This window comes from Kitasatospora sp. LaBMicrA B282, assembly GCF_050325825.1.
Taxonomy (GTDB): domain Bacteria; phylum Actinomycetota; class Actinomycetes; order Streptomycetales; family Streptomycetaceae; genus Kitasatospora.
On sequence record NZ_JBNQTI010000008.1, the window covers coordinates 66,125 to 86,009 of the forward strand.

Sequence of the window (19,885 nt, forward strand, 5' to 3'; positions counted from 1 at the left end):
GGAGCAGTGCTCACCGGCTCCAGGGTCAGGGCGCGACCCAGCCGGTCCAGGCGGAGCCCGGCGCGGTCTGCCAGGTGGTGTAGAGGTTGCCGCTGCCGTCCTCGGCGAAGGCGTCCATGTGGCCGTCGGCGAAGACCACCGCGTTCGGGGTGCCGGTGAGGATCGCACCGCCGAGGCCGGCGAAGCCGCTCATGCCGCTGCCGGGGCTGGCCTGCCAGGAGGTGTAGAGGTTGCCGTCGGTCCCGGTCACGAAGACGCTGATGTCACCCTGCGAGTCCGCCACCGCGGCGGGCGAGGCCTGGAAGGTGCCGCCCATGCTGATCCAACCCGTCCAGGCCGAACCCACCGACGTCTGCCAGGCATTGCGCAGGTTGCCGGAGGCATCCACTGCGAAGGCCGCCATGCCACCACCGGACCCGAAGACCACCGACGGCGTCCCGCTCAGGTTGCCACCACCCAGGCTGGCGAAACCGCTCATCCCGCCACCGGGGCTGGACTGCCAGGAGGTGTAGAGGTTGCCGTCGGTCCCGGTCACGAAGACGCTGATCTCGCCCTGCGAGTTCACCACCGCGGCGGGCGAGGCCTGGAAGGTGCCGCCCATGCTGATCCAACCCGTCCAGGCCGAACCCACCGACGTCTGCCAGGCATTGCGCAGGTTGCCGGAGGCATCCACTGCGAAGGCCGCCATGCCACCACCGGACCCGAAGACCACCGACGGCGTCCCGCTCAGGTTGCCACCACCCAGGCTGGCGAAACCGCTCATCCCGCCACCGGGGCTGGACTGCCAGGAGGTGTAGAGGTTGCCGTCGGTCCCGATCGCGAAGACGCTGATCTCCCCCTGCGCGTTCACCACCGCCGTCGGCATGCCCTGGAAGGCGCCACCCAGGTCGGTCCAGCCGGTCCAGGCCGAGCCCGCGGAGGTCTGCCACTTGGTCAGCAGGTGACCGGTGGGGGCGACCACGAAGGTCTGCTGCGCGCCGCTGGGCAGCAGCGCGGTCGGGCTGGAGGCGGGCGCCGTCGAGGACGCGGGCGGTGTGGGGGTGGACGGCGCGGCGACCGTGAAACTGCCGCCCTGGTAGCTGTGGTTCTGGCCGTCGATCTCGTTGGCGGTCATGGTGACCGTGTAGGTGCCGGCGGCCAGGGAGGAGGTGTTGAAGCCGTAGGGGTAGTTACTGGCGCCGCCGCCGGCCCGCACCTCGGTGTGGTAGCCGTTCGGACCGGTGACGACGTAGTCGAGCCATTCGATCACGCCGCTCTGCGTGGGGTGGGAGGTCAGGTTCAGCGTCCCGGAGACGGTCTGACCGGAGTTGAAGCCCCAGAGCGTGACGTTGAACCCGGCCGGGATGGCGGGAGCCAGGTTGTTGGGCCGCAGCAGTTCGTAGGAGGAGGTGGAGTACCCGTCGATGGAGAGGTCGTGGATGTTGGCCGAGTGCTCGCCGGTCGGGACACCGGGATTGTCCTCGGCGATGTAGGTGAAGTCCCCGGTGGACTGGTTGGTCCAGCCGGCGAACAGGCTGGCGTGCGCGGCGGACACGGCGAGGGCGTCCCCCGGCTGGAGCTGGGACCAGCTGGAGAGCCTGGTGCTGTAGGTGGCGGAGTCGAGGCCGGGCGACGGGGTGGTGACCACGGGGCTGCTGGTCAGCTGCCAGGCCATGTCGACCAGGCCGCCGCAGTCGGTGCGGTAGGGGCCGCCGACCTCGCCGTCGGCGAAGGACTGACCCTCGTTGTAGGTGACGCCGTGCGAGACCCAGTCCCTGGCGCGGGCCACCATCTGGGCACCGGTCAGCTTCGCCCCGACGCCGGTGCCGAGCGTTCCGGTGGACATCGGCGTCATGTTGCCGTTGCTGTAGTAGCTGCCGGTGTCCGCGGCGGCGGGCGAGATCGTGACCAGGCCCGCGGCGACGGCGATCGCCGCCAGGGTGGCCAGACGCGGAAGGGTGCGGGCGGTGCGCGGGGTGACGGGCATGGCGGACTCCAAGGAGGTGTCGGTTCGGGCGTGGGTCGCCGGACGTGCACAAGGGCAGGTGTCGACGCAAGGGGTGTGGTGCGGTATCGCCGGGTGCTGCGGGCAACGGCGGTGCGGGGCCGGGCCGGAAGGACGGCTGTCCTGCAGGAACAGCGGTCGTCTCACGGGACGCGCGCGGCCCGGTGGTGCTCGCGCCGGTCGGGCCGGCTACGGGTGCGGCGGTGGCAGGTAGTCCTGCTGCAGCTTCCGGGAGGCCCGGTGGCACCGGCCCAGCAGGGCGCTGACCCGGTGTTCGGTGCCGGGCACGGGGACCGCGGGGGTCAGCAGGTACAGCAGCAGGTCGACCCGGTCGGTCCTGGAGCGGCCGGAGGCGTACTGGAGTCCGTCCGCCGAGGTGGCGTGCGCCCACAGGGCCCCGACGATCTCGGAGATCTCGCCGGGGGGCGGGTCCTGGCTCGCCCGGCGGCGGGTGAGGCTCGCGTAGACGATGTCCACGGGGCTCAGCCCCAGGTGAGGTTGGACGGGGAGCCGTCGGTCGGGGCGGACGGCGCCTGGACGGCTGCCGTCCCGGTGGTCGAGGCCGTCGCAGCCGAGGCCGTCGCCGCGGTTGCGGCGGTTGCGGCGGTTGCGGCGGTTGCGGCGGCGGGCAGGAGAACGAGGGTACCGAGCACGATCGTGGCGACCGCGGTGGCCCGGGCGATGCGCGTGCTGATCATGAGAACGTCCCCTTGGGCACTCGATGGGATCGGCGGGTGGTCCTGCACCGTTCTCGCGTCCCGCGGTTGACGCTTCGTCCGGTGACCGTTCGGGCGGTGTCCCGGCCGGCGATGAACAGCTTCGCCGGGCCCGGAGCCCCGCGGTAGGCCTGCGGGCTGGCATCAACGCGCCTGGCGCGCCCCGGCCACATGTGCAGGTACATGACAACACTCCTGGTACGCCACGCGAGCCTTGAGTCGTGCCGGGGAGACTGCAACGATACCTGCGCCCGGCGCCACCCGGGCCGGACCAGAAGCGCACGAATTCGGGGGAGTGCACCGTGCTGGAAACCTTGGGGCTGACCGCAGCGGCCAGTGCCGTCTACCAGGCCATGCTGGACCGACCCGGCGACGACGTCGCACGGCTGGCCGAGCACTGCGCCCTGACCCGGCCCCAGGTCTACGACTGCTTCGAACAGCTCACCGAACTCATGCTCCTGCGCGCCTCCGCCGAGCACCCCGGGCAGTTGCGCGCCGTCAGCCCGGAGATCGGCCTGGCGGACGTGCTCGCCCGCCAGGAGGCCGAGCTCGCCGCCCGCCAGGCCCAACTGGCGGCCTCCCGGGCCGCAGTGATCCGGATGGTCGCGGACCGCGCCGAGCAGAACTCCCACCACGGCGAACGCCTCCTCGGCCTCGACGCCGTCCAGGCCCGGCTGGAGCAGATGGGCCACCAGGCCCGCACCGAGGTCCTCGGCGTCCACCCCGGCTCCGCGATGCGTCCCGAGGACCTGCAGGCCGGTCGGCAGGCCAACTCCGACGTCATCGCGCGGGGAGTCACCGTCAAATCCCTCTACCAGGACGCCACCCGCAACGATCCGCACACCACCGGCTACGCCCACTGGCTGCTCAGCCTCGGCAGCGAGGTCCGCACCGCACCCGTCATCCCGCAGCGCATGGTCATCACCGACCGCGTCCGGGCCCTGGTCCCCATCGACCCCGCCGACACCCGCAAGGGAGCCCTGTTCGTCACCGAGCCCGGTATCCTGGGCGCCCTGCTCGACCTCTTCGACCAGGCCTGGGCCACCGCCGTCCCGCTGGGCGCGGTCCGCGACAACGACCCGACCACCGGCCTGACCGACACCGAACGCGAACTGCTCCGCCTGCTCGGCACCGGCCTCACCGACCCCGCGGCGGGTCAACGCCTGGGCATCTCCATCCGCACGGTCAGCCGCCTCATGTCATCGATCATGGAGCGCCTGGGCGCGAGCAGCCGCTTCGAGGCCGGCCTCAAGGCGGCACAGCGCGGCTGGCTCTGACGGGCCCCGGTGGCGGAGGGCGTCAGTGGGGTCGGGAACGGGAGCCGCGGGTCGGTCGTCCAAGCGGCATGACGGCCTTGCGCGTGTTCCTCTTCGGTCTGGGGATCGTTCTCCTCCTGGGTGCGGCGGTGACGGCACTCGTCCACGTGGCCGAGCCGATCCCGGGCCTGCACTGCTTCGCCAGGGCCCAGGGTGCACCGGGCCGACCCGACCGGGGCTGCCCGGAGGTGCAGTACGTGCGCCACACCGGGATCGCCGTCGGCCTGGGCGCGGCCGCCGTCGTGCTGATCGCGGGGAGCCTGGTCAGGCGCCGCCGTTCCTGACCGGCGCTCGTGGCCCGCGTGGCAACCCGTCCGGCCGGTCGGTCAGGAGACCGGGCGGCCGGGTTGCGGCCGGGCCAGGCCGAGGTCGTAGGCGAGGATCACGGCCTGGATCCGGTCGCGCGCGCCGAGCTTCGCCAGCACCCGGCCGACGTGGGTCTTCACCGTGCTCTCCGAGAGCACCAGGCGCTCGGCGATCTCGCCGTTGCTCCAGCCGCGGCCGATCGCCAGCAGGATCTCGTGTTCGCGCTCGGTCAGCGTGCGCAGCCGGGGATCGGTGCTCGCGGGTGCGTCGGCCGCGTGGTCCGGCAGGCGGTGGGCGTAGGCGTCGAGCAGGCGGCGGGTCAGTCCGGGGGCGATGACGGCGTCGCCGGAGGCCACCGCCCGGATGCCGGCCAGCAGTTCCTCGGGGAGCGCGTCCTTGAGCAGGAAGCCGCTGGCTCCGGCGCGCAGCGCGGCGTGCGCGTACTCGTCGAGGTCGAAGGTGGTGAGCACCAGCACGCGGGAGCGGCCGCCGGCGGCGACGATCCGGCGGGTGGCCTCGATGCCGTCCATGCCGGGCATCCGCACGTCCATCAGCACCACGTCCGGGCGCAGTTCGGCGACCTGTCGGACGGCCTGGATGCCGTTCTCCGCCTCCCCGAGCACCTCGGTGCCGGGGGCGCTCTCCAGCAGCATCCGGAAGCCGAAGCGCTGCAGGGGCTGGTCGTCGACGATGAGCACGGTGGTCATGAGTAGGCCTCGGCGCTGGGGGTCTGCGGGCGGTCGTAGGGGGCGGGGTCGAGCAGGGCCTCCACGCGCCAGCCGCCGCCGGGGCGCGGTCCGGCGGTGAGCCGGCCGCCGTAGAGGGCGACCCGCTCCCGCATGCCGGTGATGCCCTGGCCGTCCGTGCCGGTCCGGGCTCCGGCCGGGGCGGTCCCGTCCTTGCGGCCGTTGTCCTCGATCACGACCCGGACCTCGCGGTCGTCCGCGCGCAGGGTGAGCTTCGCCGTGGTGTCCGGGCCGGCGTGCTTGAGGGTGTTGGTCAGCGCTTCCTGGGCGATCCGGTAGACCGTCAGCTGGAGTCCGCGGTCCAGTGCCTCCACGTCGCCGACCGTGCGGTAGGTGACGTCGGGGCCGGCGGCGCGCACCCGCGCGCACAGGGCCTCCAGATCGGCGACGCCCGGCTGCGGGTTGAGCTCCACGTCCGCCTGCTCCTCGCGCAGCACGCCGAGCATCCGGCGCAGCTCGCCGAGGGCCTGGCGGCCGGTGCCGGCGATCAGCTGGAGCGCTTCCTTGCTGCGCTGCGGTGCGAGGTCCGCCGCGTAGGCGCCGCCGTCGGCGAGGCCGACGATGACGGAGAGGTTGTGGCCGATGATGTCGTGCATCTCGCGGGCCACCCGGGTCCGCTCGGTGGCGGCCGCCAGTCGGCTGCGCTGGTCGCGTTCGACCTCCAGGCGGGCGGCGCGTTCGCGCAGCTCCCCCAGGTAGGCGGTGCCCACGCGCAGCGCCAGGCCGAGCGCGGCGGCCGCGGTGGCCGCGCAGCACAGGAAGAACAGGGCGACCAGCGAGGAGACCACCACCGAGACCCGGGCCGCGGCCAGCACCAGCGCCACCAGGGTGGTCGCGCCCGCCCAGGGCAGCCGGCGCAGGCGGCCGTGCCGGGCGACGCCGTACAGGGCCAGGAACAGGGCGATGTCGGCGTGCAGCCACACGTCGAGCGCCCACTGGGTCAAGAAGACGGCCGCGATGACGGCGAAGACCGCGGTGGGGTGGCGGCGCCGCCACAGCAGTGGCAGCGCCAGGCCCAGCTGCAGGGCGACCACCGCGACCAGCGGCAGTCCGTTGGCGTGCACGATGCCCGGCCGGTCCTCGCCGTGCAGCAGGTCGGGCAGCCCGAACAGCAGCAGCACGGCGAGGACCAGGCCCGCGTCCAGCAGCCACGGCCGGGCCCGGTCCAGGCGCTGCATCCGCCGGAACACCCGCAGCAGGCCGGAGACCAGGGGGTGCCCCCAGAGCGGCTCCCCCGCACCGCCCCCGTGGTCGGGGGCGGTGGTCGGGCTGGTCATGGGTGTCACCCGTCCATCATGGCAGCCGCAGCGGTGGGTCAGGCGTCGGTGCGCTTGAGCCGGTAGGCGGCACCGGCCAGCGCGAGAGCCGCCCAGAGCGCGAGGACCAGCAGGCCCATGGTCGGGGACAGCGTGTGCGCGTCCTGGTGCAGGGCGTACATCGAGTCGCCGGCGTGGCTGGGCAGGTACTGGCTGACGTTGTTCTGCCAGCTGGTCGGCAGCAGCTCGATCAGGCCGGGCACCAGCAGCAGGGTGCCGACCAGGACGGCGATGCCGCCGGCGACCGAGCGCAGCAGGGCGCCCAGGGCCACCCCGCAGATGCCGATCAGCGCCAGGTACAGGCCGGCCATGAACATGCTGCGCAGCACGCCGGCGTCGGAGAAGGTCAGCGCGGCGCGCGTGCCCGACACGATGCCGTGGCCGAACCCGAAGGCGGCGAACGCGCCCACGGTGCCGACGATCAGCGCGACCACGCCGAAGACCAGGGCCTTGGACCACAGCACCGGCAGCCGGCGCGGGACGGAGGCCAGCGTCGAGCGGATCATCCCGGTGGAGTACTCGCCGGCGGCGACCAGCACGCCCAGCACGCCGATGGCCAGCTGGCCGAAGTTCAGCCCGAAGAGGGAGAGGCTGACGGCGTTGGCCGCGAGCATCTCGGGTCCGTCCATCGGGTGGCCGCCGGTGAGGTTGGCCTTGTAGCGCCAGGTCCGGATCAGGCCGAAGGCCAGGATGAAGACCAGCGCCAGCGTCAGGGTGATCCAGCTGGAGCGCAGCGACCAGAACTTGGCCCACTCCGAGCGCACGACGCGGGCGGCGGTGACCTTGTAGACGGGGCGCGCGGGGGCCGCCGCGGGCGAGGTGGTGGCGGTGCTCATGCTGCGCTCCCGACGGGCTCGGCGGTGTCGGCGGCGTCGGTGGCCGGGACGCTCGCGGTGGTGGTGTTGCCGTGGTACTCCACGGCGTCCCGGGTCAGCTCCATGAACGCCTCCTCCAGCGAGACGCCCTTGGTGGCCAGCTCGAAGAGCGCGATGCCGTGCTCCGCCGCCTTCAGGCCGATCGCCCGCGCGGTCAGGCCGGTGACCAGCAGCTCCTCGGAACCGGAGCGCCCGGTGATGTCCACGCCCGGGCCGGCCAGCAGCTCGCGCAGCCGGGCCGGGTCGGAGCTGGCCACCTTGATCGTGTCACCGCCGGACTGCCGGATCAGGTCCTTGACCGTGGTGTCGGCCAGCAGCCGGCCGCGCCCGACGATGATCAGGTGCTCGGCGGTCAGCGCCATCTCGCTCATCAGGTGCGAGGAGACGAAGACGGTGCGGCCCTCGGCGGCCAGGCCGGTGAGCAGGTTGCGGATCCACAGCACGCCCTCCGGGTCGAGGCCGTTGACCGGCTCGTCCAGCATCACCGTGGCCGGGTCGCCCAGCAGCGCGGCCGCGATGCCCAGCCGCTGGCCCATGCCGAGCGAGAAGGCGCCGGCGCGCTTGCGGGCCACCGACTGCAGGCCGGTCAGCTCGATCACCTCGTCCACCCGGCGGCGCGGGATCCCGTGGGTCAGCGCCAGGGTGTTGAGGTGGTTGAAGGCCGAGCGGCCGGGGTGGATCGACTTCGCCTCCAGCAGCGCGCCGACCTCCTGCAGCGGGGCGCCGTGCTCGGCGTACCGGCGGCCGTTGACGGTGACCGAACCGGCGCTCGGCGCGTCCAGGCCCACGATCATGCGCATGGTGGTCGACTTGCCGGCCCCGTTCGGGCCCAGGAAGCCGGTCACCACGCCGGGCTTCACGGTGAAGTCCAGCCGGTCCACGGCGGTCTTCTCGCCGTACCGCTTGGTCAGTTGCTGCGCCTCGATCATCGGGTGCTTCCCCTGGCTCCGGGCCGGCGCACGTACCGGCCGACATCACGGACCACGCTAGGGGCCACGCACGCGCGCAGGGTGGTACCCAGGGACTGAACCGCGGCACCCCCGTAGTACCGCGGTACCACCACCGGCGCGGCCTGCGCACCAGGTCAGCGAGGGATCGGGCGCCGGCTCAGGGGGTCAGCAGTCCGCGCTCGTAGGCCTTGACGAGGTTGCGCGGGACCAGGTGCTCGCGCCCGTCCACGGTGATCGGGACGAGTTGCGGGGCGGTGGCCTTCCACTGGGCCCGGCGGTGCCTTGTGTTGCTGCGGGAGGTCCTGCGCTTGGGGACGGCCATGGGGTGGCTCCTGTTCGGTCGGGGTAGCTGTCAGCGGGTGGTGGAGGAGTACGGCAGCAGGGCCATCTCGCGGGCGTTCTTGATCGCGCGGGCCATGGCGCGCTGCTGCTGCACGGTGAGCCGAGTGACCCGGCGGCTGCGGATCTTGCCGCGGTCGGAGATGAACTTCCGCAGCAGGTTGGTGTCCTTGTAGTCGATGTAGTCGATCCCCGCTTCTTTCAGCGGATTGGGGCGGGGCTTGGCCGGTCGGCCGGGCCCGGTGCGCTTGGCCATGTCGGCCTCCTTCCAGGTCGGGTGGCGGGGCTTGCAGGTCAGGTGACGGGGTCGAGCAGTTCGTCGAAGGCGTCCGGCAGGGCCCGCCAGCCGGGTTCCCCGGCCAGCAGTTCCGCGTCGGTGAGCAGGCAAGAGTCGAGCAACTCGGTGATCCCGTCGGCGTCCAGGCCGTCGGCCGTGAAGGCGAGCTGCTGGATCCGGTCGCCGTGCGAGGGGTGCCAGTCGAGGGCGGCCGCGGCCCGCCGGGTGGGCGGGTACAGCTCCCAGGCGGCATCGGGCAGCGCGGCGAGCCACGGGCCGCACTCCTCGACGGCGAGGCTGCCGCCGGCGGCGTCCCAGGCGAGCATCAGGTCGGGGCGGTTGGCGAGCCAGAACCGGCCGCGGCTGCGCTGGGCAGCGGACACCAGCAGCTCCAGCGCCTCGTACAGCCGGGCCGGGTGCAGCGGGCGCCGCCGCTCCCAGACCAGGGTGGCCACGCCGGCCTCGTCGCGCTCCTGCGGCAGCAGCGCGACGGCCGGGTTGACCCGGTCCCGGGCCGCGGCGACGTCGAAGCCGGCGAGCGCGGACCGGACCAGCGAGCCGGTCGCCAGCGGCACGATGCGGGCGGTGGGGTGGAGTTGGTGGAGCATGGCGAGCCCGGCCCGGCGTTCCGGGGTGCCGCGGTCCCGGCCGGCCCGCGGCACGGCGAGGACGGTGGCGTACTCGATCTGGTGGGCGAGCGCCTCGGCCCGGGTGCGGGTGTCCTGGACGGCGGTGTGCAGGCCGTGGTCGGCCAGGTCGTCCGAGACGGACAGCTCGCCGACCAGCCGCAGCGGGTCCACCGCCATGACGACGCCGGCGAGTTCGACCACGTCGTGCAAGCAGCGGTCGCCGACCTCGCCGCCGGCGATCAGCTCGACCGCCGGGTGCGGGTCACTGCCGCCCCACAACTCGACGATCGCCAGGCCGTGCCGGCCCTCGTCGGCGATCCGCAGCAGCTGGGGCAGCAGGTCCTCGCGCAGCGCGCAGCACGCGCAGTCGTTGGTCAGCTCGACCTCGGCCTGCCCGAACGCCTGCCGCTGATCGCGGAGCACCCGGTGGACGACGCCGCGGGAGGCGTCCCGCAGGTCGTGGTGGAGGACCGTCGCGTCGACGCGGTGGTCCAGGAGCTCGTCGACGGCTCGGCGGCGTTCGTCCGCATGGAGTCCGGCGACGACCACGACGGGGAGCTTGGGATGGTCCGTCACGCCCGCCTACCAGCTGGACTTTCGGACGCCGGGGAGCTGACCGGCGTGCGCCATGGTGCGCAGGTTGATCCGGGACAGGCCGAAGGCGCGCTGGTAGCCGCGCGGGCGGCCGTCGACGGCGTCCCGGTTGCGGACCCGGGTGGCGCTGGCGTCGCGCGGCTGGCGGGCCAGTTCCTGCTGGGCGGCGGCGCGTTCGTCCGGGCTGCTGGCCGGGCTCGCGACGGTCTTCTTCAGTTCGGCGCGGCGCTCGGCGTAGCGGGCGACGACGGCGCGGCGCTGCTCGTTCCTGGCGATCTTGCTCTGCTTGGCCATCAGACCTTCTCCCCGCGGGCCCGGATCCGGGCGACGGCGGCCTCGATGCCGATCACGTCGACGGTCTTGAGCCCCTTGGCGCTGAGCGTGAGGCGCACGTAGCGGCCCTCGCTGGGCAGCCAGTAGCGCTTGCGCTGGATGTTGGGGTCGAAGCGGCGCGGGGTGCGCCGGTGCGAGTGCGAGATCGCGTTGCCGAAGCCCGGTTTGCGGCCGGTGAGTTGGCAGTGGGCGGACATGGGTTCTGCTCCTATCCGTGGACGTGCGGCGGCCATGGCCGGGCCCGGGGCTGCACGAGGTGGCCCCGGCTCCGGAGGCGCGGCTAACGATAGCTTAGATGAAAACGGATTTCATTCCGATGTAGAGTTTGCAGCCGTCGCCGGCGGAACCGCCGACCACCCACCACGGAGGACCAGCCATGCCCCAACACCCCGGCCGCCCCGCTCCGCTGCCCGTCACCGTGCTGCCCGGCACCGTGCTGTCCGGCTTCCTCGGCGCCGGCAAGACCACCCTGCTCAACCACCTGCTGACCAACCGGGACGGCCTGCGGGTCGCGGTCATCGATGGGGGCACCTCCCGGCCGAAGGCTGGGGGAGACATGAGCGAGAGCAACATCGACGCCGCCCTGGTCCGCGACGGCGGCACGCTGTCCCGGACCGAGGAACGCCTGGTCGAGATGACCAACGGCTGCATCTGCTGCACCCTGCGCGACGACCTGCTGGGGGAGGTCGACCTCCCCCAGCCTTCGGCCAGGGGACCCCCATGCCCGGGCCGGCCGCTTCGACTACCTGCTCATCGAGTCGGCACCGGGCTCTTCGACGTCGCCCGGGCGCAGGAAGCGCCCGGGTGGGTGGCCGAACTCAACGGCGACCACGTGCCCGAGACCGAGGAGTACGGTATCTCCAGCCTGGTCTTCCGCGCCGACCGGCCCTTCCAGCCCACCCGCCTGTGGGACCTGATCAGCGACCGCCGCGACGGCGGCGAGTTCGGCACCGTGCTGCGCTCCACGGGCTTCTTCCGGCTCGCCTCCCGTCCCACCGTCACCGGCCTCTGGTCACAGGCCGGCTCGGTCGCCCGGTTCGAGCCCGCCGGAACGGTCGGCACCGGTGCGCTGCCCGACCCCACCGTCGGTGCCGCCGCCGACCGACCGGCCCACGGCCAGGAGCTGGTGTTCATCGGGACCGACCTGCGCGGCGACCACCTGCGGGCCGCCCTGGACGCGTGCCTGCTGACCGACGACGAGTGGGACGCGGACCCGGCGGGATGGCGGACCGAGGACCCGTTCCCCGCCTGGGACGAGCACTGCGTGGTCCAGCACGACGCCGACCACGCCGACCACGAGGAGCGCGCCGACCACGCCGTGCCCGCCGCCGCACGGGCCCGCTGAGGCGCACGGCCCGACGCGCGGTCAGGTCTCGTTGGCGTGCTGGATCGCGTCGAGCACGATGTGCGCGAGGTGCGCGTCGGTGAGCGAGTACTCGACCTCGCGGGAGTGGCGCTGCGCGGTGACGATCCGCGCGTTGCGCAGCAGACGCAGGTGCTGGGAGACCAGGGGCTGGCTCACGCCGAGCGCGTCCACCAGCTCGTGGACCCGGCGGTGACCGCCGGACAGCTCGCGCACGATGCCCAGGCGGATGGGCGCGGCGAGGACCCGCAGCAGGTCGCTGGCCGCCTGGAGATCGGTCAGGTCCCTGGCGGGCTCACCGGGGGCTGGTTCCGTTGCCATATGCATACCTTAGTACCTGGCAATGGCTTTCAATAGCGCCCGTCGCCTCGCTCGCCGGGCCCGGGCGGGCAGCGCAGGCCGGGCGGGCCGCAACGGCCCGCCCGGCGCCACTCACCCGCCGGCGACGACCCTGATCAGTGGTCGTCCCAGTGGCCCTCGTGCAGCGCGTGGCGGTGGCCGTCGTGCACGTAGTCCACGTGACCCTCGTGCGGCACCGCCACGTGGCCGCAGTCCGCGCCGTGCTGGTGCTGGTGGCCGGCGTGCTCGGCGTGCCCGCTGCGGGCGCACTCGTCGACATGACCGTCGTGCACCCGGTGGATGTGCTGGTCGTGCGCGTAGTCGACGTGGTCCCCGTGGGTGAAGGCGACGTGACCGCAGCCCTCTCCGTGCACATGGGCGTGGTCGGCATGGGTCTGGTGCTGCGTCCCGGCTGACATCGGGGTACTCCCTCTCGATCGGTCGCGCCACGCTCGCCGCTCGTCGCACACGCGCGGCGGCCCGGCTGCTGCGCAGTACATCTAGACATCAGCATATAGCGACCCATGCATATGTCGGCGACACCTGTGGTCGGAACCGCGCCGGGATGTTCCAGCTGTCCGGTCACCCCGCCCGGCCATCCCGCCCGCTCGCCGTCAGCCGGCGTTCCGGCCGGGCCCGTGACAGCTCGCGCAGGTGCCGGTGAGCTCCACGGTGTGCTGGACGTCCGAGAAGCCCGACCTCTCGGCGACCTGGTCGGCCCACCGCTCGACGGCGGTGGAGTCGACCGGCTCGCTCAGGCCGCACTCGCGGCAGATCAGGTAGTGCCGGTGCTCGACGCCCGGCCGGTAGCGGAACAGCCGCTCGCCGTTGGTGTCACGCACCACGTCGGCCCGGCCGACGGCGACCAACGCGGTCAGCGTGCGGTAGACGGTGCTCAGACCCACCCGGGAGCCGGCGGCGAGCAACCCGGCGTGCAGGAGCTGGGCGCTGACGAAGTCGTCACAGCCGGACAGCGCCCGCAGCACCTCGGCGCGCTGCGGGGTGAGCCGCCCCAGGGCATCGGCCCCGCCGGCCGGTGCGGCGGCGGCCGCGCGGCGGCGGGCCGCCTTGCGGACGGCGCTGATCTGCTCGCCGGTCATCCTCGATCCCCCGTCCGGTGACCCCTGCTCAGGCCACGACCTGCTCGACACCCTGCCGAGCGGTGCGCCCCGGACCCGGGACGGGTATCCCCCACAGATCCCCGTCCGGGCCCGGGCGCACCACGTTGGCCCCGCCGCTTACTTGCCGGTCGCCTGCTTCAGGGCGTCCTCGATCCCCTGCAGCTCCTTGACCTGCCAGTCCTGGAAGCTGGCGTTCGCCGGGGCCAGGGTCTCGGTGACCTGGGCGACCGGGATGCCCTGCGCCTTGGCGGCGTTGACCTGGGCGACCACATCGGGGTCGGAGTTCTGGGTGTTGAAGACGTAGATCTTGATCGCCTTGGACGCGATCTGCTGGTCGATCGTCGACTTGTCGGCCGCCGTCGGGTCGGTGCCCTCGCTCTCGGCGTCCAGGAAGGTCTCCGGGGTCAGCATCTTCAGGCCCACGCTCTCCGCCAGCGGGGTCACGATCGACTCCGAGGCACCGATCGGCGTGCCGGCGTACCTGGTCCTGATGTCCGACTCCAGCTGGTTGTACTGGGCCAGCGTCTGGGTCTCGAAGTTCTGCTTCTGGCTGTCGAAGTAGGCCGCGTCGGCCGGGTCGATCTTCTTGTAGTCGGCCGTGATCCGGTCGATCACCTTGTACACGCTGTCGTGCGAGTACCACTGGTGCGGGTTGTCGCCCTCCTTCAGCCCCACCAGGTCGCCGATCTTCAGCGCGGTGCGGCTCGGGGCCGGGTTGGCCGCCAGCAGCTTGTCGGACCAGGCGTCGTAGCCGATGCCGTTGGTTATCACGTAGTCCGCGCCCGCGATGGTCCGCCCGTCGGCGGCGGTCGGCTCGTAGGAGTGCGGGTCGGTGTCCGGGTTGGTGATGATGCTGGTCACCTTGACGTGCGAGCCGCCGAGCTGGGTGGCCACGCTGCCCCAGAAGTTCTCCGCGGCGGTCACCTGGATCACCTTGGAGCCCCCGGCCGAGGAGCCGCCCGACGCGGCCTTGGACGACGTGGCGCACGCACTGGTGGCCGCCAGCGCCACCACTCCCACGAGGCCCAGCGCCCCTCTGACCCGGCGGCTGGCGACCCCACGAACAGGCTGAACGGTCATGACGGCACGACTCCTCGTACACGGGGGCCCACCACACCGGGCCCCGCTCCACTGGACGACCAGGAGCCTAGATGGAAACGATTGTCGTATCTACCGAGATCGACCATGGGATGAAAACCATTACCAAATCTTGACCGGCCACCCCTCGCGGGCAGCCCGACCTGCCGATCACCAGGAGGGCGGGGTGCGCGGCAGGTCGCCATCGCCCCGGCGAACCCGTGCGCCGGCGGGCGACTTGACAGGCCGTCAATCCTTCGTCCACAGTCCCTGTTCGTAATGGTTTTCATCTTCGATAAAACGGGAACCTCAGCACCTGGCCGCCGTCCTCCAGGCGCTCCCGACCAACTGACCGACCCCGAACCCGAACCCGAAAGGACCACCCCCCATGTCGCTCGACATCTCCCCCGCCCTCCTCGCCCAGGCCGAAACCGGCCAGGTGAGCCGGGCCGATTTCATCGAGACCGTCCGCACCTCGCTCCCCTACGCCTACCGGGTCGTCGCCGGTCTGCGCGAGGAACTCGGCACCACCAGTGCGGAGTTCGTCGACGACAACACCACCCCGACGGACGAGGAGCGGGCCCAGCTGCTGCGCGCGCTGGCCAGCAACGCCATCCGTGGCAGCCTGGAGGACCATTTCGGCGTCAAGCTCGCGTTCGTCAACTGCCACCGCGTCGCCGCCTTCCGCCCCGGCGCCGAACAGGGTGACGCGTACCGCGAGTTCACCTCCCAGCGCACCCAGGTCCTGAACCAGACCCCCGAACTGCGCAGCTGCTGACCCAGCGGCGGGAACGCACGCGTCGTCGTGGGCGGCCGCCGCGGCAGGCCGGGCGGTCCGGGCTCGGCGGTCGGGGCTCGGCAGTCCGGGCTCGGCAGTCCGGGCTCGACGGTCAGCCGAAGAAGGGGTCGTCCACGACGTGGGCCCAGCCGCCGTCCGGCCGGCGCCGCAGGACCTCGGTGGTGGTGGAGACGACCGGCTCCGGGCCGACGCCGGTGAGGGTGGCGCGGTTCGACACCAGGGCGAGGTCGCCGACCTGCCGGATCTCCCGCAGTTCGAGCGTGCGGCGGGCGCCCTGGTCGACCAGCCGCTGCAGTGCCTCACGGATCGCCCCGGTGCCCACCAGGTGGGTGCCGGGGGCCGGGACGACGTGGGCGTCCGGCTCGTACAGCGACACCAGGCCCTCGACGTCGCCGGCCGCCAGGTACTCCGTGAACAGGGCCGCCACCTGCTGGGGCGTCTCGGCGCGGCGCCGGGCGGCGGTGCCCACCGGCTTGTCGCCCCAGCCGGCCGCGGCGAGCAGGTCGTGCCAGCCGGGGTGGGCGCCGTACGGCTGGTGGTGGCGCAGCAGCTCGCCCGGGAAGGTCAGCGGGGAGGCCTTCTGGGGCTTGGCCTCGGCCTGGGCGACGATGGCGTCGGTGAGGGCGTAGCCCAGGTCCAGGCGCGGCAGCAGGGCGTGCACCCGGTCGGCGAGGCCGGCCGGCAGAGTCTCGCGCCGGATCCCCATGACATCGGTGGCGATGCCGGCCTGGGCCAGTGCCACCTCGGTGCCCTTGCGCGCGGCGATGCCGTCCGAGGTGTGCAGGGCGATGGCGTCCCAGACGGTGGCGATCCACTGCTCCTCGACCCCGCACTCGCGCAGGAACGCCGCGGCGGTGTCGGCGCCGTCGACCTCGAAGCGCTGGTCACCGTTGCCCTCCTCGCTCAGGCCGATGTCGTGCAGGAGGCAGCTGACGAACAGCAGCTCGTCGTCGTAGTCGGCGCCGCTGCGCAGGCCCTGGTTCCGGGCGTGGGCGCGGGCGAAGACGTAGCTGCGGACGCTGTGGTGGAAGACGAAGTCCGGCGTGGCCTTCGCCACGTAGTCGTAGGCGTCGCGGGCGAGGCCGGTGTCGGGCAGGTCGAGCTGCTCGAAGACGGACAGGGGTGCGGTGCTGGTCACGTGATGGTCCCTTTCCGGGTGGTAGGTGCGGTCTCTACAGCTGGGCGACGAAGGCGCTGATGTGCGCGGCGACCTGGTCGGGCACCTCGAGGGGCGAGAGGTGGCCGGTGTTCTCCAGGACCGTCAGCGAGGCGGTCGGGAGCAGCGGCAGCAGGTGCTCGGTGAGCACCGCCGGCGGGTCGACCTTGTCGTGGCGCCCCGCGAGGACGAGCACGGGCACCTCGACGTCGCCGAGGCCGGCCGACACGTCCTGGACCAGTCCGCCCCGCGGCCACGCCAGCCGGGCCTCGTCGCCGGCGCGCAGGCTGTCCTCGACCACCTGCCGGCGCAACTCGGGGCTCAGGCCGCCGTCGGTCAGCATCACCTCGACGCTCCGGAGCACGCTCGCCTCGCTCTCGTAGGCGCGGCCGACCTCCTCCTGCAGTTGCTCGGTCACCCCGACCGGTGCGGCCGGCGCGGGCGCGACCAGGACCACTCCCGCCAGCCCCGCGGGCCTGCGGGCGGCGACCAGCTGGGCCACCTTGCCGCCCATGGAGTGCCCGACCAGCACGTGGCGCGGGTGGCCGAGCGCCTCGACGACGCGCTGGGCGTCGTCGGCGAGCCGGTCCAGGCCGTAGGGCCCCGGCAGGCCCGCGGACTCGCCCCAGCCACGCTGGTCGTAGGCCACGAAAGCCTGCCCCGGGTCCAGGTGCTGCAGCACCGGGAGCCAGGTGCGCCGGGAGCCTCCCCAGTAGTGCAGGAAGACCAGCGGCAGACCGTCGCCCTCGCGGACGTGGGCGTAGACCTGACCGCCCGTCACGTCGAAGAATCTGCCCACCACGTTCTGCGGAGTCATCGTCAGCTCCTCGCTCCGGCCGGGGCGTCCAGCCCCGCTCCACCGGTGCGTGGAGTCGGGTCCGCCCCGGGCTCGGGATCCGATCCTGCTCCCGGAGGATCCTCGCGGGCCACGGCTCGACTGCCACTGTTCGCAACTTCTGGGCCAACCTCTGCGGCAGGGCCGACGAGTCTGCATGCCCGATCCGGTGTGGCCATAACATTCCGGCCATGACCAAGCACCGCGTCGCGATTCTTGCGCTGGACGGCGTGCTGCCCATCGACCTGGGCATCCCCACGCAGATCTTCAACGCCCGCCCGAACACTCCCTACGAGCTGGTCGTGTGCGGGGACACCGAGGCGGCCGTGACCACCAGCGCCGGGTTCACCCTCGGCCTGGCCGCGGGCCTGGAAGCGCTGGCCGACGCGGACACGATCATCGTCCCCGGCTTCGAGGACTTCCGGCGCCCGCCCCACCCGCGGGTGCGGGCCGCGCTCAAGCTCGCCGGCCGGGCAGGGATCCGGATCGCCTCCATCTGCACCGGTGCCTTCGCCGTCGCCTCGGCCGGCCTGCTCGACGAGCGCACCGTCACCACCCACTGGGCCAGAGCGGACGACCTCGAGGAGCTCTACCCGCGCCTGCGGGTGGACCGCAACGTCCTCTACATCGACAACGGCGACATCCTCACCTCCGCGGGCATCACCGCCGGCATCGACCTGTGCCTGCACCTGGTCCGCAAGGACCTCGGTGCCGCGGTCGCCAACGACATCGCCAGGGAGCTCGTCGCCGCCCCGCACCGGGACGGCGGACAGGCCCAGTTCATCACCAGGAGCCTGCCCGCCCCCACGGCCACCACGCTGGCCGCCACCCGCACCTGGGCGGCGCACCGCCTCGCGGAGGACCTCACCATCCCGCAGCTCGCCCAGCACGCCGGTGTCTCCCCCCGCACCCTGACCCGCCTGTGGCGCCAGGAGACCGGGGTCAGCCCGCACCAGTGGCTGCTGACCGCCCGTCTGGACCGCGCGAAGGAACTCCTGGAGGCCACCGACCTCCAGGTGGAACAGATCGCCACCCGCTGCGGCCTGGGCAGCGGCACCAACCTGCGCGCCCGCTTCCGCGACGCCGTCGGCACCACACCGACCGCGTACCGGCGCACGTTCCAGCACTAGAGGGGCGATCCGCACCGTCACCCGCTCGCGCGGCCGCACCAGCGCGCCGAACGCCTCGCGGCCGTCTACGTTGTCGCCTACGCGCAGGAGCGCCGCAACGCCTCCGCCGGCCCCTGACGGAGAAGGGAACGACCGCCCATGACCACCACCATCGCCGCCTACGCCGCGCCCGCCGCCAAGGCGCCGCTGGAGCGCACCACCATCGAGCGCCGCGCGGTCGGCGAGCACGACGTGCTGATCGACATCGCCTTCGTCGGCATCTGCCACTCGGACATCCACCAGGTCCGCGAGGGCTGGGGCACGGCGATCTTCCCCATGGTGCCCGGGCACGAGATCACCGGAACCGTCGCCGAGGTCGGCTCCCGGGTGACGACGTACCAGGTCGGTGACCGGGTCGGGGTCGGCTGCATGGTCGACTCCTGCCGCGCGTGCGAGAACTGCAAGGCCGGGCTGGAGCAGTACTGCACCGGCGGCGGACCGGTGTGGACGTACAACGCCGTCGGCCGGGACGGCCTGCCCACCTACGGCGGCTACGCGCAGCAGGTGGTGGTCGACCGGGACTTCGTGGTGCGCATCCCCGACGCCCTGCCGTTGGACGTGGCCGCCCCGCTGCTGTGCGCCGGCATCACCACCTACTCACCCCTGCGGCACTGGCACACCGGCCCCGGCACGAAGGTCGCCGTCATCGGCCTCGGCGGGCTCGGCCATATGGGCGTGCAGCTCGCGCACGCGCTCGGGGCGGAGGTCACCGTGCTGTCCCAGTCGCTGCGCAAGCAGGACGACGGCCTGCGGCTGGGCGCCGACCACTACCGCGCCACCAGCGACCCGGCGACCTTCGCGGACCTCGCGGGCAGCTTCGACCTCATCCTCAACACCGTCTCCGCCCCGCTCGACTTCGCCGCGTACCTCTCGCTGCTGCGCACCGACGGGACCCTGGTCAACCTCGGCCTCCCGGAGGATCCGGTGCAGCTCACGCTCCAGTCGCTGAACGGCAACCGCCGCAGCCTGAGCACCTCCGGGATCGGCGGGATCGCCGAGACCCAGGAGATGCTCGACTTCTGCGCAGCGCGCGGGGTGGCGGCCGAGATCGAGCTGATCCGGGCGGACCAGATCAACGACGCCTACGAGCGGGTCCTCGCCGGCGACGTCCGCTACCGCTTCGTCATCGACCCCGCCACCATCTGACCCCGTCCAGGCAGTCAGCCGTTCAGGAAGGAGTAGTAGTACACGATCGCGCGGGCGGGATCCCGTTCGTCCACCGTGAGTTCGAAGCCCCGGGCGATGTTCGTGAGGTCCCCGGAGGCGCCGACCAGCCCTGGCGTGAACTCGTCGACGTCGGCGATGCTCCAGCCACGGTCGCGGGCCACGTCGCGCTGGAGGTCGTCGTGGTCCGCCGATGCGGCGGGAAGGCCACTGGCAGTCAGGAAGCGGTCGACGTCACCACGGCTCCCGGTGAACGAGAGGTAGGCGCCGCCCTGCCCGTCGTCCACCTGGCCGCAGTCCGTCGGGTTCACGCCCGGCGGCAGCCACAGGACGTCCTGCTTCTCGACCTTGGCGAGGGAGTCGACCGAGCACGCCGGGATGTGCCGACTCGAACAGGCCGCCAGCGACAGCGTCGCGGCCAAGCACAGCCCGGCCGCCAGGATTCGAGCCTGCATGCCACCCCCGTCCGCAGCGATCCGGG

Annotated in this window: 25 protein-coding genes; 6 read left to right on the forward strand and 19 right to left on the reverse strand. The window is 72.8% G+C overall.

Annotation, left to right across the window (positions count from 1 at the left end; translation table 11 throughout):
• Nucleotides 1–25: 25 nt before the first annotated feature.
• The 3 genes from ACQRUO_RS04375 to ACQRUO_RS04385 form a co-directional block, all read right to left on the reverse strand.
• Entirely contained in the window at nucleotides 26–1,966 is a 1,941-nt protein-coding gene (locus ACQRUO_RS04375; protein ID WP_428314358.1) for a hypothetical protein, read from the reverse strand.
• 207 nt (nucleotides 1,967–2,173) lie between these two features.
• On the reverse strand, nucleotides 2,174–2,461 hold the full coding sequence (locus tag ACQRUO_RS04380; RefSeq protein ID WP_428314359.1) for a hypothetical protein: 288 nt from the start codon (nucleotides 2,459–2,461) through the stop codon (nucleotides 2,174–2,176).
• A 5-nt stretch (nucleotides 2,462–2,466) separates the two neighbouring features.
• On the reverse strand, nucleotides 2,467–2,682 hold the full coding sequence (locus tag ACQRUO_RS04385; RefSeq protein ID WP_428314360.1) for a hypothetical protein: 216 nt from the start codon (nucleotides 2,680–2,682) through the stop codon (nucleotides 2,467–2,469).
• Between the two features lie 320 nt (nucleotides 2,683–3,002).
• Between ACQRUO_RS04385 and ACQRUO_RS04390 the strand changes: the two genes are divergently transcribed.
• Complete coding sequence (locus ACQRUO_RS04390; protein WP_428314361.1) at nucleotides 3,003–3,977, forward strand: LuxR C-terminal-related transcriptional regulator; 975 nt, start codon at nucleotides 3,003–3,005, stop codon at nucleotides 3,975–3,977.
• A gap of 68 nt (nucleotides 3,978–4,045) precedes the next feature.
• Entirely contained in the window at nucleotides 4,046–4,300 is a 255-nt protein-coding gene (locus ACQRUO_RS04395) for a hypothetical protein (RefSeq protein ID WP_428314362.1), read from the forward strand.
• 42 nt (nucleotides 4,301–4,342) lie between these two features.
• Here ACQRUO_RS04395 and ACQRUO_RS04400 read toward each other — a convergent pair whose 3' ends face one another.
• The 9 genes from ACQRUO_RS04400 to rpmB form a co-directional block, all read right to left on the reverse strand.
• Nucleotides 4,343–5,029 (reverse strand): response regulator, encoded by a 687-nt coding sequence (locus ACQRUO_RS04400; protein ID WP_428314363.1) that lies wholly within the window; start codon nucleotides 5,027–5,029, stop codon nucleotides 4,343–4,345.
• Nucleotides 5,026–6,345, reverse strand: coding sequence for a sensor histidine kinase (locus tag ACQRUO_RS04405; protein WP_428314364.1), 1,320 nt, complete (start codon nucleotides 6,343–6,345; stop codon nucleotides 5,026–5,028). Before ACQRUO_RS04405 ends, ACQRUO_RS04400 begins: the two co-directional genes overlap by 4 nt.
• Nucleotides 6,346–6,383: 38 nt before the next feature.
• Complete coding sequence (locus ACQRUO_RS04410) at nucleotides 6,384–7,220, reverse strand: ABC transporter permease (RefSeq protein ID WP_428314365.1); 837 nt, start codon at nucleotides 7,218–7,220, stop codon at nucleotides 6,384–6,386.
• Nucleotides 7,217–8,188, reverse strand: coding sequence for an ABC transporter ATP-binding protein (locus ACQRUO_RS04415; RefSeq protein ID WP_428314366.1), 972 nt, complete (start codon nucleotides 8,186–8,188; stop codon nucleotides 7,217–7,219). Before ACQRUO_RS04415 ends, ACQRUO_RS04410 begins: the two co-directional genes overlap by 4 nt.
• 178 nt (nucleotides 8,189–8,366) lie before the next feature.
• Nucleotides 8,367–8,531 (reverse strand): 50S ribosomal protein L32, encoded by a 165-nt coding sequence (rpmF, locus tag ACQRUO_RS04420; RefSeq protein WP_428314367.1) that lies wholly within the window; start codon nucleotides 8,529–8,531, stop codon nucleotides 8,367–8,369.
• Nucleotides 8,532–8,561: 30 nt separating this feature from the next.
• Nucleotides 8,562–8,804, reverse strand: a complete 243-nt coding sequence (gene rpsR, locus ACQRUO_RS04425) for a 30S ribosomal protein S18 (RefSeq protein WP_428314368.1) — start codon at nucleotides 8,802–8,804, stop codon at nucleotides 8,562–8,564.
• A gap of 38 nt (nucleotides 8,805–8,842) precedes the next feature.
• Nucleotides 8,843–10,030 (reverse strand): CobW family GTP-binding protein, encoded by a 1,188-nt coding sequence (locus ACQRUO_RS04430; RefSeq protein WP_428314369.1) that lies wholly within the window; start codon nucleotides 10,028–10,030, stop codon nucleotides 8,843–8,845.
• Between the two features lie 6 nt (nucleotides 10,031–10,036).
• Entirely contained in the window at nucleotides 10,037–10,342 is a 306-nt protein-coding gene (rpsN, locus tag ACQRUO_RS04435; RefSeq protein WP_428314370.1) for a 30S ribosomal protein S14, read from the reverse strand.
• Entirely contained in the window at nucleotides 10,342–10,578 is a 237-nt protein-coding gene (gene rpmB / locus ACQRUO_RS04440) for a 50S ribosomal protein L28 (RefSeq protein ID WP_428314371.1), read from the reverse strand. The genes rpsN and rpmB overlap by 1 nt, the downstream gene beginning before the upstream one ends.
• Nucleotides 10,579–10,757: 179 nt before the next feature.
• On the opposite strand from rpmB, the gene ACQRUO_RS04445 reads away from it, so the two are divergent.
• Nucleotides 10,758–11,726, forward strand: a complete 969-nt coding sequence (locus tag ACQRUO_RS04445) for a GTP-binding protein (protein WP_428314372.1) — start codon at nucleotides 10,758–10,760, stop codon at nucleotides 11,724–11,726.
• A 21-nt stretch (nucleotides 11,727–11,747) separates the two neighbouring features.
• Here the strand turns inward: ACQRUO_RS04445 and ACQRUO_RS04450 are convergent, their stop codons facing one another.
• The 4 genes from ACQRUO_RS04450 to ACQRUO_RS04465 form a co-directional block, all read right to left on the reverse strand.
• Nucleotides 11,748–12,065, reverse strand: a complete 318-nt coding sequence (locus tag ACQRUO_RS04450; protein ID WP_428314373.1) for an ArsR/SmtB family transcription factor — start codon at nucleotides 12,063–12,065, stop codon at nucleotides 11,748–11,750.
• Nucleotides 12,066–12,199: 134 nt separating this feature from the next.
• Complete coding sequence (locus tag ACQRUO_RS04455) at nucleotides 12,200–12,502, reverse strand: hypothetical protein (protein WP_428314374.1); 303 nt, start codon at nucleotides 12,500–12,502, stop codon at nucleotides 12,200–12,202.
• Nucleotides 12,503–12,697: 195 nt separating this feature from the next.
• Nucleotides 12,698–13,183, reverse strand: coding sequence for a Fur family transcriptional regulator (locus ACQRUO_RS04460; protein WP_428314375.1), 486 nt, complete (start codon nucleotides 13,181–13,183; stop codon nucleotides 12,698–12,700).
• A gap of 138 nt (nucleotides 13,184–13,321) precedes the next feature.
• The gene (locus ACQRUO_RS04465; protein ID WP_428314376.1) at nucleotides 13,322–14,284 is read right to left on the reverse strand and encodes a metal ABC transporter solute-binding protein, Zn/Mn family; all 963 of its coding nucleotides are present in this window, start codon (nucleotides 14,282–14,284) and stop codon (nucleotides 13,322–13,324) included.
• A 385-nt stretch (nucleotides 14,285–14,669) separates the two neighbouring features.
• On the opposite strand from ACQRUO_RS04465, the gene ACQRUO_RS04470 reads away from it, so the two are divergent.
• On the forward strand, nucleotides 14,670–15,059 hold the full coding sequence (locus ACQRUO_RS04470; RefSeq protein ID WP_428314377.1) for an SCO5389 family protein: 390 nt from the start codon (nucleotides 14,670–14,672) through the stop codon (nucleotides 15,057–15,059).
• Between the two features lie 112 nt (nucleotides 15,060–15,171).
• Here ACQRUO_RS04470 and ACQRUO_RS04475 read toward each other — a convergent pair whose 3' ends face one another.
• Together ACQRUO_RS04475 and ACQRUO_RS04480 are read right to left on the reverse strand one after the other, a co-directional pair.
• Complete coding sequence (locus ACQRUO_RS04475; protein ID WP_428314378.1) at nucleotides 15,172–16,218, reverse strand: nuclear transport factor 2 family protein; 1,047 nt, start codon at nucleotides 16,216–16,218, stop codon at nucleotides 15,172–15,174.
• 34 nt (nucleotides 16,219–16,252) lie between these two features.
• Nucleotides 16,253–17,053, reverse strand: coding sequence for an alpha/beta fold hydrolase (locus tag ACQRUO_RS04480; RefSeq protein ID WP_428314379.1), 801 nt, complete (start codon nucleotides 17,051–17,053; stop codon nucleotides 16,253–16,255).
• A 209-nt stretch (nucleotides 17,054–17,262) separates the two neighbouring features.
• Here ACQRUO_RS04480 and ACQRUO_RS04485 point away from each other — a divergent pair, with 209 nt between their 5' ends.
• Nucleotides 17,263–18,201: a GlxA family transcriptional regulator gene (locus ACQRUO_RS04485; protein ID WP_428314380.1), complete on the forward strand. Its 939-nt coding sequence runs from the start codon at nucleotides 17,263–17,265 to the stop codon at nucleotides 18,199–18,201.
• A 138-nt stretch (nucleotides 18,202–18,339) separates the two neighbouring features.
• Nucleotides 18,340–19,386, forward strand: a complete 1,047-nt coding sequence (locus ACQRUO_RS04490; RefSeq protein WP_428314381.1) for an NAD(P)-dependent alcohol dehydrogenase — start codon at nucleotides 18,340–18,342, stop codon at nucleotides 19,384–19,386.
• Between the two features lie 14 nt (nucleotides 19,387–19,400).
• Here the strand turns inward: ACQRUO_RS04490 and ACQRUO_RS04495 are convergent, their stop codons facing one another.
• A complete protein-coding gene (locus ACQRUO_RS04495) occupies nucleotides 19,401–19,859 on the reverse strand; it encodes a hypothetical protein (protein ID WP_428314382.1) in 459 nt (152 codons plus the stop codon).
• Between the last annotated feature and the right edge of the window lie 26 nt (nucleotides 19,860–19,885).